This window comes from Streptomyces tubbatahanensis, from assembly GCF_022699385.1.
Taxonomy (GTDB): Bacteria; Actinomycetota; Actinomycetes; order Streptomycetales; family Streptomycetaceae; genus Streptomyces; species Streptomyces diacarni.
This window is the reverse complement of record NZ_CP093846.1, coordinates 5,059,143-5,075,086: the sequence shown is the minus strand read 5'-3', so window position 1 is coordinate 5,075,086 and position 15,944 is coordinate 5,059,143. Positions and strand designations below refer to the sequence as shown.

General features: G+C 74.2%; 14 protein-coding genes. 6 read left to right on the top strand and 8 right to left on the bottom strand.

The window, feature by feature from the left end:
- Positions 1 to 47: 47 nt before the first annotated feature.
- The 7 genes from moeZ to MMF93_RS21890 all read right to left on the bottom strand — a co-directional run bounded on the left by moeZ (position 48) and on the right by MMF93_RS21890 (position 9,760).
- Positions 48 to 1,226, bottom strand: a complete 1,179-nt coding sequence (gene moeZ, locus MMF93_RS21920; RefSeq protein WP_114014423.1) for an adenylyltransferase/sulfurtransferase MoeZ — start codon at positions 1,224 to 1,226, stop codon at positions 48 to 50.
- Between the two features lie 85 nt (positions 1,227 to 1,311).
- Entirely contained in the window at positions 1,312 to 2,118 is an 807-nt protein-coding gene (locus MMF93_RS21915; protein WP_242754142.1) for a spherulation-specific family 4 protein, read from the bottom strand.
- Entirely contained in the window at positions 2,106 to 3,344 is a 1,239-nt protein-coding gene (locus MMF93_RS21910; protein ID WP_242754141.1) for an SDR family oxidoreductase, read from the bottom strand. Before MMF93_RS21910 ends, MMF93_RS21915 begins: the two co-directional genes overlap by 13 nt.
- A gap of 192 nt (positions 3,345 to 3,536) precedes the next feature.
- Positions 3,537 to 4,871: a hypothetical protein gene (locus MMF93_RS21905; protein ID WP_242754140.1), complete on the bottom strand. Its 1,335-nt coding sequence runs from the start codon at positions 4,869 to 4,871 to the stop codon at positions 3,537 to 3,539.
- Positions 4,868 to 6,919 carry a DUF3492 domain-containing protein gene (locus tag MMF93_RS21900; RefSeq protein WP_242754139.1) on the bottom strand — a complete coding sequence of 684 codons (2,052 nt, stop codon included), beginning with the start codon at positions 6,917 to 6,919 and terminating at the stop codon, positions 4,868 to 4,870. The genes MMF93_RS21905 and MMF93_RS21900 overlap by 4 nt, the downstream gene beginning before the upstream one ends.
- A gap of 222 nt (positions 6,920 to 7,141) precedes the next feature.
- Positions 7,142 to 8,656: a DUF3152 domain-containing protein gene (locus tag MMF93_RS21895; protein ID WP_242754137.1), complete on the bottom strand. Its 1,515-nt coding sequence runs from the start codon at positions 8,654 to 8,656 to the stop codon at positions 7,142 to 7,144.
- 3 nt (positions 8,657 to 8,659) lie between these two features.
- Positions 8,660 to 9,760, bottom strand: a complete 1,101-nt coding sequence (locus tag MMF93_RS21890; protein ID WP_242754135.1) for an alpha/beta fold hydrolase — start codon at positions 9,758 to 9,760, stop codon at positions 8,660 to 8,662.
- Between the two features lie 222 nt (positions 9,761 to 9,982).
- Between MMF93_RS21890 and MMF93_RS21885 the strand changes: the two genes are divergently transcribed.
- From MMF93_RS21885 to MMF93_RS21870, 4 genes are all read left to right on the top strand, one after another.
- Positions 9,983 to 10,225 carry a hypothetical protein gene (locus MMF93_RS21885; RefSeq protein ID WP_242754133.1) on the top strand — a complete coding sequence of 81 codons (243 nt, stop codon included), beginning with the start codon at positions 9,983 to 9,985 and terminating at the stop codon, positions 10,223 to 10,225.
- 122 nt (positions 10,226 to 10,347) lie between these two features.
- Positions 10,348 to 10,971 (top strand): TetR/AcrR family transcriptional regulator, encoded by a 624-nt coding sequence (locus MMF93_RS21880; protein ID WP_242754131.1) that lies wholly within the window; start codon positions 10,348 to 10,350, stop codon positions 10,969 to 10,971.
- A 226-nt stretch (positions 10,972 to 11,197) separates the two neighbouring features.
- A complete protein-coding gene (locus tag MMF93_RS21875; protein WP_114014431.1) occupies positions 11,198 to 11,425 on the top strand; it encodes a DUF3107 domain-containing protein in 228 nt (75 codons plus the stop codon).
- 158 nt (positions 11,426 to 11,583) lie between these two features.
- Positions 11,584 to 12,000, top strand: a complete 417-nt coding sequence (locus MMF93_RS21870) for a hypothetical protein (protein ID WP_242754129.1) — start codon at positions 11,584 to 11,586, stop codon at positions 11,998 to 12,000.
- Here MMF93_RS21870 and MMF93_RS21865 read toward each other — a convergent pair.
- Positions 11,951 to 12,697 carry a ferritin-like fold-containing protein gene (locus MMF93_RS21865; protein ID WP_242754127.1) on the bottom strand — a complete coding sequence of 249 codons (747 nt, stop codon included), beginning with the start codon at positions 12,695 to 12,697 and terminating at the stop codon, positions 11,951 to 11,953. The two genes, MMF93_RS21870 and MMF93_RS21865, sit on opposite strands and share 50 nt — an antisense overlap.
- Before the next feature lie 380 nt (positions 12,698 to 13,077).
- On the opposite strand from MMF93_RS21865, the gene MMF93_RS21860 reads away from it, so the two are divergent.
- Positions 13,078 to 14,814: a DEAD/DEAH box helicase gene (locus MMF93_RS21860; protein ID WP_242754125.1), complete on the top strand. Its 1,737-nt coding sequence runs from the start codon at positions 13,078 to 13,080 to the stop codon at positions 14,812 to 14,814.
- Positions 14,815 to 15,004: 190 nt separating this feature from the next.
- Positions 15,005 to 15,913 (top strand): alpha/beta fold hydrolase, encoded by a 909-nt coding sequence (locus MMF93_RS21855; RefSeq protein WP_242754123.1) that lies wholly within the window; start codon positions 15,005 to 15,007, stop codon positions 15,911 to 15,913.
- Positions 15,914 to 15,944 lie beyond the last annotated feature (31 nt).

Sequence of the window (15,944 nt, the reverse complement as noted above, 5' to 3'; positions counted from 1 at the left end):
CGGTGTCCCCGTCGTCCGGGGAGCACCGCCCTGTCGTGCGAGTCGGCTCAGTAGACCGGCTTCTCGGGCTCGATCTGGTTGACCCAGCCGATCACCCCGCCGCCCACGTGCACGGCGTCGGCGAATCCGGCGTTCTTGAGGACGGCCAGCACCTCGGCCGAGCGGACACCCGTCTTGCAGTGCAAGACGATCTTCTTGTCCTGTGAGAGGTCCTGGAGCGCGTTGCCCATCAGGAACTCGTTCTTGGGGATCAGCCGGGCACCGGGGATCGAGACGATCTCGTACTCGTTCTGCTCGCGCACGTCGATGACGTCGATCTGCTCGCCGTCGTCCATCCACTCCTTGAGCTGCTTGGGAGTGATGGTGGAGCCGGCTGCGGCCTCCTGTGCCTCGTCGGAGACGACGCCGCAGAACGCCTCGTAGTCGATCAGCTCGGTGACCGTCGCGTTGGGGCCGCAGATCGCGCAGTCGGGATCCTTGCGGACCTTGACCTGGCGGTAGGTCATCTCCAGCGCGTCGTAGATCATCAGGCGGCCGACCAGCGGCTCACCGATGCCGGCCAGCAGCTTGATGGCCTCGTTGACCTGGATCGAGCCGACGGAGGCGCACAGCACGCCCAGCACGCCGCCCTCCGCGCAGCTCGGCACCATGCCGGGCGGCGGGGGCTCCGGGTACAGGCAGCGGTAGCAGGGGCCGTGCTCGCTCCAAAAAACGCTCGCCTGGCCGTCGAAGCGGTAGATGGAGCCCCACACGTACGGCTTGTTCAGCAGCACGCAGGCGTCGTTGACCAGGTAGCGGGTGGCGAAGTTGTCCGTGCCGTCCACGATCAGGTCGTACGGCGCGAAGATGTCCATCACGTTCGAGGAGTCGAGCCGCTCCTCGTGCAGATTGACCTGGGTGTAGGGGTTGATCCCCAGCACCGTGTCCTTCGCCGACTCCGCCTTCGAGCGGCCGATGTCCGCCTGGCTGTGGATGACCTGGCGCTGGAGGTTCGACTCGTCGACCTCGTCGAACTCGATGATGCCGAGCGTCCCGACACCGGCGGCGGCGAGGTACATCAGGGTGGGAGAGCCGAGACCCCCCGCGCCCACACACAGCACCTTCGCGTTCTTGAGCCGCTTCTGACCCTCCATCCCGACATCCGGGATGATCAGGTGACGTGAGTACCTGCGGACCTCGTCGACGGTGAGCTCATCAGCTGGCTCGACCAGGGGTGGCAGTGACACGGAGACTCCGATGGTCGGTGGGACGTGCGGGAAGTCACCCGCCCGGAGGCGGGCCGTTCCTCTCGTAACACTGCCACGCGCTATCTCATTCCGAGACACCAGGTCCAAGACACGAGACGATCTCGTCCCAGTACCCGGGCAGCGTCTCCCAGGGGTCCCGGCCGGCGCCGCGGGTGCGGTCCGTGAAGCAGACGGTGCCCGCGCCCTGCCAGCGGGCGATGCGCAGCGCCTCCTCCAGGTGCAGTCGCGGCAGCGAGTGCACCTGGTGGCAGAAGCGCTCGGCGGGGTGCGCCGCCGTCCACTCCTCGGCCTGCGACCAGCGGTAGTCCGCCCAGTTCCCGGCATAGGTGACGAGCTGGTCGACGCACTCCAGGTAGGCCGGGTGCGAGGGGCCGCCGGGCGCCAGGACGAGGTGCCCGCCGTCGCGCTCGCCGCCCAGCAGCGCGCGCAGGGTGGCCGCCAGGCGCTGGACGTGCCCCAGCCGGTCCGCGCCGCCCGGCGCGTGCACGAGGTGGAAGCCGTCCACCCGGTACCAGTCGAGGAACCTGTGGGCCTCGGAGACCAGCTCGCCGAATGTCCGCGTACCGTCTCGCATGTCGAGACGGCCGAGGAGGGCGACACCGGCGGACCGCAGCGCGGCCGCCGCGGGGGCGCAGTACGGGTCGGGGCGCGCGCCGGGCCCGTCGGCGATGTCCAGCACCACCCAGTGCAGCGGCCCCGCTTCCCGCTCGGCCCCGGGGAAGGCGCCGACCCCGGGCCGGGAGAGCTCCGCCCACTCCGCTGGCGCCAGCATGGGATGGGCACAGCCGGGGACCCCCAGACCCAGCCGACGCACCCCGCTGCCGTCGCCCGCCGGGCGGGCCCGTCCCGGCGGGGTCGTCAGATACGGCATGCGGCCTCCATCCAGATGTCGGCCAGCGACTCCTCCATCCCGATGCGCGGCCGCCAGCCGAGCCGGTCCCTGGCCGTGCGGACGTCCGCCTGCTGCCAGGCGCCGCACCCGTCCGGGTACGGATACGAGGCGGGCGGGCCGGACGGGGCCACGGGCGCCGACTGCCCCGAGTGCGCCGCGTGCGGAGCGTGCTGCGAGGCCGCGGGGTGCTGTCCCGGGTGGTGCCCGTGTGCGCCGTGCTGCGCGTGCGCCGCCTGGTGCGCCCCCTGGAGGGCGTGGGCGGCGTGAGCCTGTGCGGGGATCACCGGCAGCTGTCCGCCGGACCCCGCGGGTCCGCCGGACCCCGCGGGTCCGCCGGGGCCTCCGTGTCCGCCGGGGCCTCCGTGTCCACCGGGAGCGCCCGGGCCGCCGGGTCCGGTGCCGCCCTGGCTGCCCGCCGCGGCCCCCGGCTGTCCGTCGCCGGGTGCCGGACCACCGCCCTGCTCGTGCACGGACCCCGCGTACCCGGCGACACGGGCCAGCAGCGAGGCGGCGTCCCGCAGCCGCACGGCCCGGCCGGTGCCGATGTTGACGATGCCCTGGGCCGCCGACAGCGAGGCGGCGTGCACGGCGCGCGCGACGTCGCGCACGTCGACGAAGTCGCGCTGCACCCCGAGCCCGCCCAGTTTCAGTTCGCTGTCCCCCTGCTGCATCGCGCGCCGCATGGCTTCGGCGACGCGCCCGAGGGGCGAACCCGCGGGGGTGCCGGGCCCGATCGGCGAGAAGACCCGCAGCACGACGGCGTCCAGCCCGGAGGCGAGCACCAGTTCGGTGCCGGCCAGTTTGCTGACACCGTAGGGACCGCCGGGGCGCGGCACCGCGTCCTCTCCGGTGGACGAACCCGGCTGTGAAGGCCCGTACTCGGCGGCGCATCCCACGTGCACGAGACGGGCGCCGCAGCCGCTGCGGCGCAGCGCCTCGCAGACGGCGGCGGTGGCCACCACGTTGTGCCGGATCAGCTCGCGCCCGTTGCCCCTGGTGGTACCGGCGCAGTTGATGACGACGCCCGGGTGGACCGCGTCCAGGAAACGGGTGAGCGCCCCGGGGCTGCCGGTGGACAGGTCGAACCGCACGTCCGCGTCGTCACCCCTGCCGAGCGCGGTGAGCTGCACGGCGGGGTCCGCGAGCAGCCGGTCGGCGACGAACCGGCCCAGGTATCCGCCGGCGCCCAGCAGCAGCACCCTCATCGTGCGACCTCCTCGTGCGAGAGGCCGTACGAGAGGCCGTTCTGAAGCGGGCGCACGGCTGGGCGGGCCATCCGCCCTGCGATGCCTCGGTGTGCCGACTGCGCGTGGGTCATGGGGTCGTGCTCCTTGTCGATGTCAGGCAACGGGCTCGTAAGCCCGTGCCGGTACGGGGGCGGGAGGGCGGCGCGCTGCTCACGCGGGCGCCGTCTCCCGGTGGTGTGCGGAGGCGCGGGGCAGCGTGACGAACGCGTACGCCAGCAGAACGAGGGCGGCGCAGCCGCAGGCCGCCAACGGGACGGACGCCGTGCCCTGGTGCGCCGCCAGCGCCTCCACGGGCCGGCTCAGCACCTGCAGCCGGGGCAGCCGTGCGACCGGAACGGACAGCAGGACGGCGGCCTCCAGCGCGCAGGCGGTCAGGAGCCCGGCACGGGTGGCCTGCCGGAAGCCGTGCGCGCCCAGCAGCAGCGCGGCGAACAGCAACAGCAGCACCGCTGCGGTGGCCCAGAAGACGGGCCCGGCCGGGACGTCGACCGCTTCCGCTCCCGCGTAGGCCCCGCCGGCTCCCGGGTAGGCCCCGCCTGCTCCCGCGTAGGCTCCGTCGGCGAGGGTGTGCGCCCCCCATTGGAGCGCCGGGCAACTGACCGCGAAGGCGCACACGGCCAGCGCCAGCACGGGCCGCACGCGGGCGGAGAACTCCTCCAGGCTGCGGCACCCGGCGAGCTTGCGCCGCGCTCCCCGTGCGAACCCGCGCGCACACCACACGGCGGGGGCGAGGGCCAGCGCGAGGCCCAGAGGAACACCGGGCGGGGGCGGCGTCGGGGCGCTGCCGGACAACTCGGGCCCGCCGCCGAGGAGTTGCCGCAGCAGCCAGTCACCGTAGAGCGCGTATCCGATCAGCCAGCAGACGCACAGGAACGGCAGCACGGGGAACGGCCGCGGTCTCACCCCGGCCGCGCGCGGTGTGGCCGGGACGGCACGCACGGCCACGACACCGCTGCCGAGCACCGCGCCCGCGCCCACGGCGCAGACGACGGCGCGCACGGCGGGCGGTGCGCTCCCCAGCAGGACGAGCCAGGCCAGGGTGCCCGCGCACAGGAGTCCCGGCAGAAGGGGCAGTCCGAGCGCGACGGCGACGGCGAGCAGCCGCGCCGCCACCGGGCCGCGTGCGGGCCGGGTGGCACCCGCCCCGCCGTCCGGGTGTCCGGAACCGGCGAGGGGGGCGGCGCCGGTCCCGGTACCGCTGCCGGGAGCGGGCGAGGAGGACGGGAGTGGCGTACGGGCCTGCGCGTCGTCCTCCCGCCGGGGGGCGCGGGCGTACAGCTCCTCGGCGAGGGAGAAGACGTCGCGGTGCCGGCACGAGGCGACCGTACGGTCCGTGACACCGCCGGCCTCCAGCCCCGCGGCGATCTCCAAGGGATCGACCGCCCGGGCGCACAGCGTGCTGTGCCGGCTCAACAGCGCACGGACGGGGTCGGCCGAGGTGCCGGAACCTGACCCTGGGCCGGCGGGAGCGGGGTGGGTGTTCACGGGGCCGTCGCCTCCTCCGGTTCGGCGCCGACGGCGGCGCGCTCCGGTGCCGCACGCCACGACGGCGCGTTCCGTGCGGGGGGCCCGTCAGCCGGGCGGTCCTGCCCGGCCCAGCTCGGGGTGTGCGCGGCGCCGCCCGCCGGGAGACGGGTGGTGTTGGTGCGACGGGCCGCGCGGCCGGCCGCGGCCGTCGAACGGCGTCCGTCCGGGCCCGCGGGGGCGGTGCCGGCGCCGCGCCGGGCCGCGCCCGTCCAGCGGCCGGGCAGGTGGGACTCGGCGGGCCGCGCGAACAGACGCGCCGGGTGGGCGACGTCACCGTCCGGCGCCTGTGCCAGGTCGCTCACGTGCGCACCGGCCGGGTGACGGGCCAGCACCTCCAGGTAGAGGGCGCGGAAGGCCTCCACGTTCTGCCGGACGGTGAACAGTTCGAGCGCCCGCGCACGCGCGGCGGCGCCCAGGCGTGCGGCGCGCGCCCCATCGCCCAACAGCGCCGCGCACGCCTCGGCGAGTGCGCGCGGGTCGCGCGGCGGGACGACCAGGCCGGTGCCGCCGATCACCTCGCGGACCGCGCCGACCTCCGTCGAGACGGTCGCCCGCCCGCAGAACATGGCCTCCACCAGCGAGACGGGGAAGCCCTCCACCGTGCTGGAGAGCACCACGACGTCCCCGGCGGCGTAGGCGTCGGCGAGAGTGGGCACGGTGCGGCTGCCCACGGCGTCGAAGGCGACGGGGCAGGCGCCCTCGGCATCCGCGGGGAACAGCCGCGCGGCCAGCGCCCGGCACAGCGGCAGATAGGCGTCGTCCCCGTCGCCGCCCGCCGCCGAGGGCCTGGGACGGCCGTCGGGACCGCCCGTCTCGACGATCCGCAGCCGCGCTCCCGGCAGCGTCTCCCGCACCCGGGCGAAGGCGTGCAGCAGGGTGCTGACGTCCTTGGCCGGACCGATCCGCCCTGCCCACACCAGCGTCGGCGCGCCACCCGCGCGGCACCCGTCACGAGGCGGCAGGTCGGCGGCCCGCTCCCCCACCGCGTCGAACGGCGCAGGATCCATGCCCGGATAGACGGTACGCAGCCGGGCGCGATCCGCGCCGCACCGCTCTTGCCACGTCCGGTCGTGCGCGTTGCCCGGCGTGATGACGTGGGCCCGTGCGTACGTTTCCTGGGTCAGCAGCCGCTGGAAGGAGCCGAGCAGGGCGCGCACCGGGGCGCCCGCCACCCCGCGTGCGAAGGCTCCCGTGGCGCCCGCGGCGCTCGCAGCGCTCGCGGCGCTCGCAGCGCTCGCCAGGTAGTGCGCGCGCAGCCGCACGCCGTACTCCGTGACGAGCAGGGGGACGCCGCAGGCACGGTGGGCCAGCAGCCCGGGCAGTGCTGCGGGTCCTGCGCCGACCGCGTGACACAGGTCGGCCGCCGCCAGCCCCGCTTCCCCGCCGCGCAGTCCGTACCAGTCCAGCGAGAGCGGACGCAGTGCGCGCTCCAGCCGCTCCGCCACCGTGAGGAGATCCTCGACCTGGGCGGCGTGCGCGGCGCGCGGCGCGCCCGGCGCGCGGCAGGCGGCCTGCAGGATGCGCACCGCCTGCTCGGAGCGGAGGGCAGCGCTCAGTCCGTCGCGTTCGGCCGCCAGTTCGGCCAGCCCGTACAGGCCTGCGGCGAAACGGTCCGCCTGCGACGTCACGGCGGCTGCCCCGGCGGCGGAACCCGCGCCCCGGAGCGCGTCCGCCCGCGCTCCGTACTGTGCGGTGCACACGGCCTCGGCGAGCAGGGAGAAGTACTCGCGGAAGCGACGCCTTGCGCGCCGTCCGTGGAAACCGTGCCCGAGCCCGCGCGCGGACTCACCGGCCGGCTCCCCCGGGCCCCACAGCGGCGCCGTACGCACCCGGGTCACATTGGCCGGCAGCTCACACCACCCGGCCCGCTCCTGCCGTGCGCTGCGGCTGAGGGCGTGAACGGCGAACTCGTGGCCGTCCAGGCCGCGCAGCAGGCGGTCGCACCACAGCGCGGACTCACCCCGCAGATAGGGGTAACCACCTTCCGTAAGCAGTGCGATGCGCATGTGCGCACCCCCAACCCTCGTCGCGGCGTGCCACCGGCCGCGAACGGCTCGGTGGCGGGACGCGGACGACGCTATGCGCGCCCCCCGTCGCACGATGGACGGTTGTCCGTCACACCACCGGAAGGGGTGAAGACCCGTGACTTTCCCGCGCGTCGCGCGTTTTCCCGCAGCACGGGAACCGCCCGCTCTACGGGAACCGTGCGGGCGGTTCGCGGCCGGGGGTCAGCCGCGCGGGTGGGGCCAGGCGTTGGGGCGGCAGGTCTTGCCCTGCGTGGTCAGGTACTTGGTCTGCTGCATCATCACCGGGGCGGGCTCGCCGTCACCGGGGCAGCCGACGTGGTCGTGGCCGAGCCGGTGGCCGACCTCGTGGTTGATCAGCATCTGGCGGTAGGCGTGCATCTGTTCCGGTCCGAACGTCTTGGCCCCGCGCGCCCACCGGTAACCGTTGATCATGACCCGCTCGGTGGCCGCCGAGTCGCAGGACACCTTCTGCTCGCTGGTGTCCAGGCCCGACTTGGCGCACCACAGGTCGGTGGTCTTCGGCGTGGCCAGGGTGATGACGAACTTCGCCTTCCCCGAGGAGACCCGCTCGAAGCTGCGCTTGCCGTCGTGCGCCCAACTGCGCTCGTCGTTGAGCGTCTTGTGGACCGCCTCGGCGAACAGCTCGCCGTCCAGCGGCAGTTTCTTCTCCACGTCCACGCGGTAGCGGATCACCTCGCCCTTGCCGCTGCCCTTCTCGTGGCCGGGCACGGCGGTGAACTTGTTCGTTCCCTCCAGGTCGTCGGCCAGCGGGTAGACATGCGCCATCTTCGCGTCGTACGAGGAAGATCCGTCGCCGGGAGCGCCCGGGGTGGGGCGCGTCCCGCGGTCGGCGCGCTCGTCTTGCGCGGCGGTTCCGCCCGGCGCCCGCTCGCCCGTGTTGGCCCCGTCGTCGGACTGCCCCGAGCTGTGCTCGCCGCCGGCCACCTGGGCCGCGATGACGATCGCCAGCACGGTCGTGATGGCCGCGGCCGCGATACCCGTGTACGTGCGGGCCCTGCCGCCGGTGCGCTGCCGCCGTGGACGCGACTGCGCGGGCGCCGCCGTACGGTCGCCGCGCGGCTCGTCGTCCGCGGGGGGCGCGCCGGCTGCGGTGGCCTCCGGCGCCGGCGGCCCGGGGGCGGCGGGCCCGGCGGCGCGGTAGGGAGCCCGCGGCGGGCCGGAGGCGCCCGCGGGGTGCCGGCGCGCGTCGGCAGGGGCGGCGCCGGGCGCCCCTGCTGCCCTGTGGGTGAAGACCGCGTCGTCGAAGGCGTCGAGGTAGTCCTGGCGCGGCCCGTGCGGGCCGCCGCGCTGCTGCTCGGGCCCCTGCGAGCGCCACGGGTTCTGCGCCTGGCCGCGGCCCTGGCTCCGCCCCTGACCCGGGCCGTGCGGCAAGCCGTACCCGTGGGCCCCGCCGCCGGGGCCGTGGCGGTACGGCTCGCCGAACTGCGGGTGTCCGCCACGCGTGGGCTCGTCGACGTGTCCGGGGACGCCGTGCGCGGGGGTGCCGTGCGGTCCCGGACCCGCCGGGGGAGCACCCTCGGCGGGGTACGGCGCGGTGACATCCCGCTCCCACCCGGCGGCATCGGCACGTCCGGGGGCGCCTGCGTCGCGGGACCGGGCGGCGGCACGGGCGGCGTCCGCCTGGCGCTCCGGTATACCGGAGCGCTGCTGGCCGCGTGCGGTACCGGCCTTGCCCTTACGGCTGTGGCGTCCCACTGGTCACCTTTCGAGGTTGCCGGTTCCTTGTGCGGCGGTCCCGGCTGCGGGGGTGTTCGACCGCCGTGCGGCCGTGGCCGCGTCGTCGATCAGCTCGCGGACGGCACTCGCGACGATCTCGGGGTACTCCATCATGGCGACGTGTCCCGCGTCCGGCAGAGCGAGCAGCCGGGAGTCGCGGAACGCCGCCGAGGCGCGCCGGGCCATCCGGAAGGCGACCAGTTGGTCGCGCCCTCCGTAGATCAGCAGCGTGGGCGCCAGTACCCGCTCGGCCTGCCGCCAGAGCGCGTGCTGACCTCCCAGGGTATAGGCGTCCACGATGCCCCGTGTCGAGCGGACCATGGCGTCCCAGAAGTAGGGCAGCCGCATCCTGCGGTCGTACTCCTCGGCGGCGGCCGCGAAGTCCTCCGGGCTGACCCGCGCCGGGTCGCCGTAGCACAGCCCGAGGATCCCGCCGGTGCGGCGTTCGGCCGGCCAGTCGCGGGTGAGCCTGTCGAACAGCGCGGCGATGCCGGGCACCGCCATCAGCGCGGTCGGCCATGCGGTGCGCTGCGGCGGTATCTCCGGCAGCGCGGGGGAGATCAGCGTCAGGGTGCGCACCAGGTCGGGTCGCACGGCGGCCACCCGGGTCGTCACGGCGCCGCCGAGGGAGTTGCCCAGCAGGTGTACGGGGCCTCGTCCGCTGGAGTCCAGGTAGCGGATGACCGCGCGGGCGTGGCCGGAGACCGAGTAGTCGCCGTCGTCGGGCGGCGGGGAGTCACCGAAGCCGGGCAGGTCGAGTGCCTCGCCTGCCACGTCGGGGGCGAGCTCGCCCATCAGAGCCGTCCAGTTAAGGGAGGAGCCTCCCAGCCCGTGCACGTACAGCGCGCCCGTACGGGTGCCGGCTCCGGCCCGTGCGGGCCGCTGGGGCGAGGGGGTGTCCGCCCCGGCCGGGGCGGAGTTGGTGGTCTCGTCGCGCAGTGCGCGCACGGCCAGCGTCAGGCCCGGCAGCGAGACCTTCCGAAGCGTCTCCCCGTCGCCGACGCGGGAGCCCGGCGGCGTGGTGGACGGCGCGGCGGTGCGGGCCGCGGCAGCGGAGGTTCCCGGCTGCTCGGTGGAGGACATAGGGCAATGTTACGAGACGATCACACACACCCTCACGTGTCCACCGTCACAGAAGAAACACACCGGTGCACAGGGGATGACAGAGGCACACGGCGTCCGCCTCCGTTCGTGTGCACCCGCTCCGCAGGAAGCGTGCATGCGGGCGTGCGCCCCTGGTGACCCGCTCCTAGTCTCGGAAGTAGACCCGCGCAGGCGGGCAGCACCCTGGAAAGGGGAGCAGGCATGCCGCTCGACCCGACAGAACCCGAAACCTTCGACGACACGTACACCGACGGCACGCGCGACCAAGAGCCGGAGGGAACGGAGAGTCCCGAGGCCACGGAGGCGGACGCGGCCGAACAGCACACCGATCTGCTGCGGCAGCGTGACGAGCCGCTCGCCCCGTCCGGCTCGCACGAGGCCGACCCCGCCGACGCGGCGGAGCAGGCGCGCGTGGTGGAGCTGAATGAGGACGAGTACCGATAAAGCACCCGCTCTGCCCGGGTGGCGGCGGAAAATTCGGGGCCCGTGGAGCCCCCACTCCCGTTACTGAAAAGTACGATGGCGGCACAGCGCAGCTCGCGCTCAGAAACACACAGGGAGGCGGCGTGACAGCCATCGAGCAGACCGAAGCGCGCCCGCGTGGCACGCGTCTGCCCCGCCGGGCCCGACGCAACCAACTGCTGGGCGCAGCTCAGGAGGTCTTCGTCGCGCAGGGTTACCACGCGGCGGCGATGGACGACATCGCCGAACGTGCCGGCGTCAGCAAACCGGTGCTCTACCAGCACTTCCCGGGGAAGCTGGAGCTGTACCTCGCGCTTCTCGACCAGCACTGCGAGGCGCTGCTCCAGGCGGTGCGCAGGGCGCTGGAGTCCACGACGGACAACAAGCAGCGCGTGGCGGCCACCATGGACGCCTACTTCGGTTTCGTGGAGGACGAGGGCGGCGCTTTCCGCCTGGTGTTCGAGTCGGACCTGACGAACGAGCCCGCGGTGCGCGAGCGCGTGGACAGGGTGAGCCTGGACTGCGCGGAGGCCGTCAGCGAGGTCATCGCCGAGGACACCAAGCTCTCCCAGGAGCAGTCCATGCTGCTGGCCGTCGGCCTGTGCGGCATGGCGCAGATCACCGCGCGCTACTGGCTGGGGTCGGGGCAGCGGATCCCGCGCGACGCGGCGGCCAAGTTGATCTCGTCGCTCTCCTGGCGCGGTATCGCCGGGTTCCCGATGCAGTAGTGATGCGGCAGTCCGGCGTCAGTGATGCGGCAGTCCGGCGTCCTGACCGGTCGGAGGCCAGGTGTGCCCAGGGCCGAGGGGGCGCGGTTGTTCGCTGCCGGCGTGCGACCGCGCCCCCTCGGTGTCCCCCGCCGAGAGCTAGGGTTACTCCCGTACGGCGCGGCTGGCCGCGCACCGCATCCCGGGCATCGGCACGGGGACACCAGACCGTCGGAGGGACATAGCCGTGGAGGTCAAGATCGGCGTGCAGTACGCGCCTCGCGAGATCGTCATGGAGAGCAAGCAGACTCCTGACGAGCTCGAGAGCACGGTGGCGGCGGCATTGGAGAAGGGCTCCGGGCTGCTCAGCCTCGAGGACGAGCACGGCCGGAAGATCCTGATCCCGGCGGACCGTGTCGCCTACATCGAGATCGGCCAGCCGTCGGGCCGCAAGGTGGGCTTCGGAGCCATCTGAGACGGGCCTCGGCACCGCCCGGGAAACGGCGGGGTCACGCACACGGCGGCGGCCGCGGATTTTGCTTCTGCGGCCGCCGTTTCAGCGTCCGTACCCAGGGGGAGACCGGGAACGACCGCGACCAGCGGTCAGCTCACCGCCACCCCGTGGAGGTCCTCATGATCTGGGAGGCTCTCGGCTCCGCAAGCCTTGGACTCGCCCTCGCCCTCATCGCGAGCAGGCGGTTCCCCGAGCGGCTTCCCGACCGGCGGCTCGTGCTGGCCACGGGCCCGGTCGCCGCCCTCGTCGGCGGCCTCATCAGCCACACCGTCTTCGGCGCGGGACACGTCCCGGTGGCCCTGTGCGTGGCCCTGGGGGTCAGCGCGGCGCTGCTCTCGCTGCTGCTGCGGGACGCGCCCGGGCGCAGGCAGTGGCGCAGGGACACCCTGCGCACCACCCCGGCGCCGCGGTCCGCCGAGTCCGGGTGGTGGGAGCCGGGGTTCGCGGAGGCCGGGTTCGCCGAGTCCGGGCTCGTGGAGTCGGGGATCAGGCGGCGAGCCCCAGCGCGGCCATCCGCTTCGTATGGGCCTCGGTGATCCGGGAGAACATCTTGCCGACCTCGGCGAGGTCGAAGCCGTCGGCCAGCCCGCCGACCAGCATCGTGGAGAGCGCGTCCCGCTCGGCTACCACCCGCTGCGCCTGGGACAGCGCCTCGCCCATCAGCCGCCGCGCCCACAGTGCGAGGCGCCCGCCCACGCGGGGTTCTGCCTCGATGGCGGCCCGCACCTTCTCCACGGCGAAGCTGGAGTGCCCGGTGTCCGCCAGCACGCTGAGCACCAGCGCGCGGGTGTCGGTGTCCAGCCTGGTCGCCACCTCGCGGTAGAAGTCGGAGGCGATCGAGTCCCCGACGTACGCCTTGATCAGGCCCTCCAGCCAGTCGGAGGGCGCGGTCAGCCGGTGGAACTCCTCCAGGGGCGCGGCGAACGGCTCCATCGCCGCCGTGGGGTCCTCGTCGATCCGGGCCAGCCGCTCGCGCAGTTTTTCGAAGTGGCCGAACTCGGCCGACGCCATCGAGGCCAGCTCCGCCTTGTCGGCGAGCGAGGGTGCCAGCTTGGCGTCCTCGGCGAGCCGCTCGAAGGCCGCCAGCTCCCCGTAGGCGAGGGCCCCCAGCAGGTCGACGACCGCGGCACGGTAGGTCGGATCCGCCGCGGCCTGCTCCCAGTTCTGGGAGGCGGTCGGGGTGGCGGGGGCGTGCTCGGAACCGTCGTCGGCGGTCTTGTCAGGCGTCTCCATACTGCGCACGATAGCCCGAGGCCCCCAGCTCGCGGGGGCCCTGCCCGGTACCGGCAGGCCCGCGCGGACCTGCGGTGAACTCGTACACAACGATTGCCCCGGTACACATGCGCGGATTCGGGGTACAGTGATATGGGTCCACCAGATGACGTGGACTCGCTGCATGCAGGAAATGCGGATGCCCGGTCGGTGGCCCGATCGGCTCCGACCCGACAGCCTTCCGCCGGTCCGTGCTCCCCGCACGGGTCGCGCTGAGAGGGACCGCTCGCGCGAGTGAGGCGCTTGAGCGGGAGCCAGTGGTCCCGCACCCACAGGGCGGGCCGATACGACGGCCGCCCGGATGCGGTAGATCCTCTCCTCGCTCCGCCGGACCGCCCCACATGCGGGGACGGCCGGACGCCGCAGCCCCACCCGCGCGTCACACAGAAGAGGCAAGCACCCTGTCCACCACGTTCAGAGATCTGGGGATCCTTCCCGAGACAGCCGAGGCCCTCGAAGCCGTCGGCATCACCTCACCCTTCCCGATCCAGGAGATGACGCTCCCGGTCGCCCTCGCGGGCACCGACGTCATCGGCCAGGCGAAGACCGGCACCGGCAAGACGCTGGGGTTCGGACTTCCGCTGCTGGAGTCGGTGACCGTCCCCGCCGACGTCGAGACGGGCCGCGCCAAGCCCGAGGAGCTGTCCGACGCGCCGCAGGCCCTCGTCGTCGTCCCCACCCGTGAGCTGTGCCAGCAGGTCACCAACGATCTGCTCACCGCGGGCAAGGTCCGCAACGTGCGGGTCGTGCCGATCTACGGCGGCCGCGCCTACGAGCCGCAGTTCGAGGCCCTCAACAAGGGCGTCGACGTCGTCGTCGGCACGCCGGGCCGGCTGCTGGACCTGGCGGGCCAGAAGAAGCTGCGGCTCTCGCAGATCAGGGCCCTCGTCCTGGACGAGGCCGACGAGATGCTCGACCTGGGCTTCCTGCCCGACGTCGAGAAGATCATCGAAATGCTGCCGACCCGGCGCCAGACGATGCTCTTCTCCGCGACGATGCCGGGCCAGGTCATCTCGCTCGCCCGCCGCTACATGAGCCAGCCCACGCACATCCGCGCCACCGCGCCGGACGACGAGGGCCAGACGGTGGCCAACACCACCCAGCACGTCTTCCGCGCGCACTCCATGGACAAGCCGGAGATGGTCGCCCGGATACTGCAGGCCGAGGGCCGCGCCCTCGCGATGATCTTCTGCCGTACGAAGCGCACGGCGGCCGACGTCGCCGAGCAGCTGACCCGGCGCGGCTTCGCGGCCGGCGCCGTCCACGGCGACCTGGGCCAGGGGGCGCGCGAGCAGGCGCTGCGCGCCTTCCGCAACGGCAAGGTCGACGTCCTGGTGTGCACGGACGTCGCCGCCCGCGGCATCGACGTCGACAACGTCACCCACGTGATCAACTACCAGACGCCCGAGGACGAGAAGACCTACCTGCACCGCATCGGCCGCACCGGCCGCGCGGGCGCCTCGGGTACCGCCGTCACGCTGGTCGACTGGGACGACATCCCGCGCTGGCAGCTGATCAACAAGGCGCTGGAGCTCGCCTTCAACGACCCGGAGGAGACCTACTCCACCTCGCCGCACCTGTACGAGGCCCTGGGCATCCCCAAGGAGGCCAAGGGCATCCTGCCGCGCGCCGAGCGCACGCGTGCCGGGCTCGCGGCCGAGGAGATCGAGGACCTCGGCGAGACGGGCGGCGGCGGCCGCTCGCGCGCCAAGTCCGCGGGGTCCGGCGGTTCCGGCGCACCCGCCGAACGCGCCCGCCCGGCGCGCAAGCCGCGCGAGCGCCGGCGCACCCGCGGGGCGCTGCGCACGGACTCCCCGGCCGCCTCGGCGGAACAGGCCGCCGCCACGGCCGAGGGCGCCTCGGCCGCCACGGAGACGGGCGAGGGCGCCGCAGCGGCGCGCAAGCCGCGCCGGCGCCGCCGCACCCGCTCCGGAGCCCCCGCCGCCGCCTCGGAGGCACCCGCCGCCAAGGAGACCGAGGCCGCCGGTGAGGGCGAGGCCCGCAAGCCCCGCCGCCGTCGCACCCGCTCGCGCGCAGCGGCCACCCGCTCCGCCGAGCAGCCCGCGTCGGAGAGCTGACCCCCGTCCCTGACCGGGACACCACGGCTCGGTACCCCCACGGGGTGCCGAGCCGTTCGCGTGTGCGCTGCGCCGTTCGCGTGTGCGCCGCGCCGCGCTGCCCCTACGGTCGCGACCCGTCCGTACGTCCCCGGAGGAGTCCGCCACAGGCCGGGGAAGCGGATGGAGGGGGCGCGGGTAGCGTCTGGGCATGAGCAAGCCGCCTTTTCTCGCGCTGCCCGCCGGTGTGCGCACGTATCGTCTGGGCACCGCGCGCGGGGATTTCGCGGTGCACGACACGGGCGGCCCCGACGCGGACGGGTCCGGGGCCGTCGCGTTGCTGCTGCCCGGGTTCACCGGCAGCAAGGAGGACTTCGTCGGCCTGCTGGAGCCGCTGGCACAGGCCGGGTTCCGGGCGGTGGCGGTCGACGGGCGCGGACAGTTCGAAACGGGCGGCCCGGCCGACGAGAGCGCCTACGCCCAGCACGAGCTCGCCCGTGACGTGCACGCGGTGGTGGCGGCCGTGGCCGGCCGTGACTCCGGTGGCGTTCACCTGCTGGGCCACTCGCTGGGCGGTCTGATCGCCCGCGCCGCGGTGCTGGAGGACGCCGCTCCCTTCGCGTCGTTGACGCTGATGAGCAGCGGTCCCGGTGCCGTCTCGCCTTCCCAGCAAGAGCGCGTACGGATGCTGCTGGGCGCGCTGGAGACGATGAGCATGGCGGCCATCTGGGAGGTCATGCGGGAGCTGGACCAGTCGGTCGGCTCGGCCGGTGAGGCCCCGTACTCCCGGCGGGAGGACGAGGAGTCCTCCGGGGCGATGGAGGAGTTCCTGCGGCGCCGCTGGCTGAGCAACGTGCCCGCACAGCTGGCGGCGACGGGCCGGCAACTGCTGACCGAGCCGGACCGGGTGGCGCGGCTCGCGGCGCTGGCGCCGCCGGTCCACGTGGTCTCCGGCGCCGAGGACGACGCCTGGCCGGTGGAGTGGCTGGACGGTATGGCCGCACGGCTGGGCGCCCGGCGCACCGTCGTTCCGGGCACCGGGCACTCCCCCAACGCCGAGCGGCCCAGGGAGACGGCGCGCGCCGTGGTGGACTTCTGGCTCAGCCTCGGCCCCGGCTGAACCCGCTCAGCCCTTGCCCCGGCTGAGCGGG

Bases quoted from the DNA above. Each gene is read 5' to 3' on its own strand.
- MMF93_RS21915 (WP_242754142.1), bottom strand. From the start codon at position 2,118: ATGCCGTATCTGACGACCCCGCCGGGACGGGCCCGCCCGGCGGGCGAC.
- MMF93_RS21910 (WP_242754141.1), bottom strand. From the start codon at position 3,344: ATGAGGGTGCTGCTGCTGGGCGCCGGCGGATACCTGGGCCGGTTCGTC.
- MMF93_RS21900 (WP_242754139.1), bottom strand. From the start codon at position 6,919: ATGCGCATCGCACTGCTTACGGAAGGTGGTTACCCCTATCTGCGGGGT.
- MMF93_RS21890 (WP_242754135.1), bottom strand. From the start codon at position 9,760: ATGTCCTCCACCGAGCAGCCGGGAACCTCCGCTGCCGCGGCCCGCACC.
- MMF93_RS21885 (WP_242754133.1), top strand. From the start codon at position 9,983: ATGCCGCTCGACCCGACAGAACCCGAAACCTTCGACGACACGTACACC.
- MMF93_RS21870 (WP_242754129.1), top strand. From the start codon at position 11,584: ATGATCTGGGAGGCTCTCGGCTCCGCAAGCCTTGGACTCGCCCTCGCC.
- MMF93_RS21865 (WP_242754127.1), bottom strand. From the start codon at position 12,697: ATGGAGACGCCTGACAAGACCGCCGACGACGGTTCCGAGCACGCCCCC.
- MMF93_RS21860 (WP_242754125.1), top strand. From the start codon at position 13,078: ATGCGGGGACGGCCGGACGCCGCAGCCCCACCCGCGCGTCACACAGAA.
- MMF93_RS21855 (WP_242754123.1), top strand. From the start codon at position 15,005: ATGAGCAAGCCGCCTTTTCTCGCGCTGCCCGCCGGTGTGCGCACGTAT.